2 protein-coding genes are annotated in these 2,272 nt (G+C 61.3%); both read left to right on the forward strand.

Annotation, left to right across the window (positions count from 1 at the left end; all coding sequences use genetic code 11):
* Nucleotides 1-165 precede the first annotated feature (165 nt).
* A complete protein-coding gene (locus tag ACTQV4_RS10245) occupies nt 166-1,392 on the forward strand; it encodes a Mu transposase domain-containing protein (protein ID WP_441559974.1) in 1,227 nt (408 codons plus the stop codon).
* On the forward strand, nt 1,383-2,177 hold the full coding sequence (gene istB, locus ACTQV4_RS10250) for an IS21-like element helper ATPase IstB (protein WP_441559973.1): 795 nt from the start codon (nt 1,383-1,385) through the stop codon (nt 2,175-2,177). The genes ACTQV4_RS10245 and istB overlap by 10 nt, the downstream gene beginning before the upstream one ends.
* Nucleotides 2,178-2,272 lie beyond the last annotated feature (95 nt).

Genomic DNA, 2,272 nt, shown 5'->3' on the forward strand with positions numbered 1-2,272 from the left:
TGTTAGCGCTAACGTATAAATAACCAAATCAACTGGCATAACCTCACCAATCACACTGGCCTTTTGGCGCCAACCGCGCTGGTGTACTTTCACCAACCTTTGTCAGGAAATATGCTCCTCCTGTTCGTTGATCCAGGAAGGAGCGCAAGGTTGGAAAGGAATGTGATGGGAGAGCTTGACATGTATCGCCAAGCGGGAACTACGCCGAATTTCTCCGACGTGGCAAGACGCTACGGGATGGACCGGCACACGGTTGCCAAGCTTTGGCGCAACGGGTCCGACGTTTCCGACGGGCGATCCGAGAAGCCGAGCGGCTTCGATGAGTACCGGGAGGTCATCGCGCAGAAGGCGGGCCTTCCGGGCGTTACCAAGAAGGCGATCCACGAATACCTCGTTGACAGGTATGGCGAGGAGAAGGTGCCGAAGTACCCGACGTTGACCGAGTACATGCGCAAGCACCAGATAGCTTGCGGCACGCCGCCCGGCGGCCCGGTCCCGCATCCGCGATTCGAGACCCCGATGGGAGTCCAGCTCCAGTTCGACTGGAAGGAGGACATCAGGATGACCGACGTCAACGGCGAGATCTTCGAATTCAACGTGTTCTCCGCCATCCTCGGGGCCTCAAGGCTGAAGAGGTACCGCTACTCTAAGACCAAGACCGCCGACGACGTGCTCGCTTGCCTGCTTGACGTCGCCGTCGCCAACGGCGGATTCACAGAGACCTGCCTTACGGACAACATGTCGTCGCTGGTCTCGTTCAGCAAAGGCGGGCGCAAACGCAGCGAACGCGCCGACAGGTTCGCCAAGGAGGCGGGAACCAGAATCGAGTACTGCGCACGCAGGTCGCCCGAGACCAAGGGCAAGGACGAGTCGGCAAACAGGTTCCTAAGCCGCCTGCGCGCATACGACTTCGACTTCGACGGCGAGGACGAGCTCATCGCGATCATCGCGAACATAGAAAGGCGCGCCAACCTGGAGCCCCACGAGGCGCTCGGCGTGCCGCCTGCCGTCGCCTTCCTCAAAGAGAAGGACTACCTGCGCCCGATCGGCAACCTGCGAGCCCTCCAGGAGATGGTCGGCGACGTGTCGGACCAGGTCGTGCCCAGCACCATGCTCGTCAGATGCAGGGGCCGGGAATGGTCGGTCCCGAGGAGATGCATCGGAAAGAGGGTGAGGCTGCTGGCCATGCCCGGGGGCCAGCTGCGCATAAGCATGGACGGCCAGCTGGTGGCGCTGCACGACATGTCCAAGGCGTCCGGAAGGATCAACTACGACCCGGCCCACTACGAGGAGGCCCTGTCCTCGAAGCGAAGGTATGCCGACGAGGACATCCAGGCGGCGGCCAGGGAGAACCTGCGAATCATAGGAGAGTCGGAAGACGCGTGGAGGTAACGATGGGCTCATTGGGGGAATCGAGCACGTATGTGCGGATGATGAACGGCTTGGAGGCCTTGGGGCTCGATGCGATGGCATCGGCGCTGCCTGGGTACGAGGCGATGGTCTCCGGCGGGGAGATGGACTTCTGCACGGCAATCATGGAGCTTGCGGCCATGGAGGTGGACAGGAAGAACAGCAAGGAGATGGAGCGCCGCGTGAAGTCGGCGGGCTTTCCCTACGTGAAGACCCTGGACGACTTCGACTTCGGATTCCAGCCGAGCGTCCACAAGCCCACGGTGATCGGGCTGTCGTCCCTCGGCTTCCTGGAACGGGCGGAAAACGTGCTGCTCGTGGGAAACCCGGGCGTGGGAAAGACCCACATCGCCATAGCGCTGGGCGTGGAGGCCGTCCGTGCCAGGAAGGAGGTCCGCTTCATAGATTGCGCAAGGCTCGTCGCCGACCTGAAGGACGCGGCGTCAAGGGGCCTGGTGGAGAAGAGGATCAAGTACTACGCCCACTGCACGCTGCTCATCATCGATGAGCTGGGCTACCTTGACATCGACGACGAGGGGGCCGACCTGCTGTTCAGGCTGGTGTCGGCGCGCTACGAGCATCGGTCCACGATAGTGACGACGAACGTGGGAATCGGCGCATGGGCCGACGTATTCGGGGATGCGGTGACCGCCTCCGCCATCGCCGACAGGCTCGTGCACCACTGCACGCTGCTGAAGATAACGGGTCCCTCGTACCGAATGAAGGACCTTCCCAGGGATACGAAAAGGATTGGAGAGGGGGCCTAACTGGTGAAAGTGCACCAGCGCAAATGGTGCGATCCCGCCAGCGCGATTGGTTTTGCCGGCCAGCAAAATTGGTGAAATTTATATTGACGTTAACA

The organism is Collinsella sp. LCP19S3_B11 (genome assembly GCF_052121915.1).
In the GTDB taxonomy this organism is placed as follows: Bacteria; Actinomycetota; Coriobacteriia; order Coriobacteriales; family Coriobacteriaceae; genus Collinsella.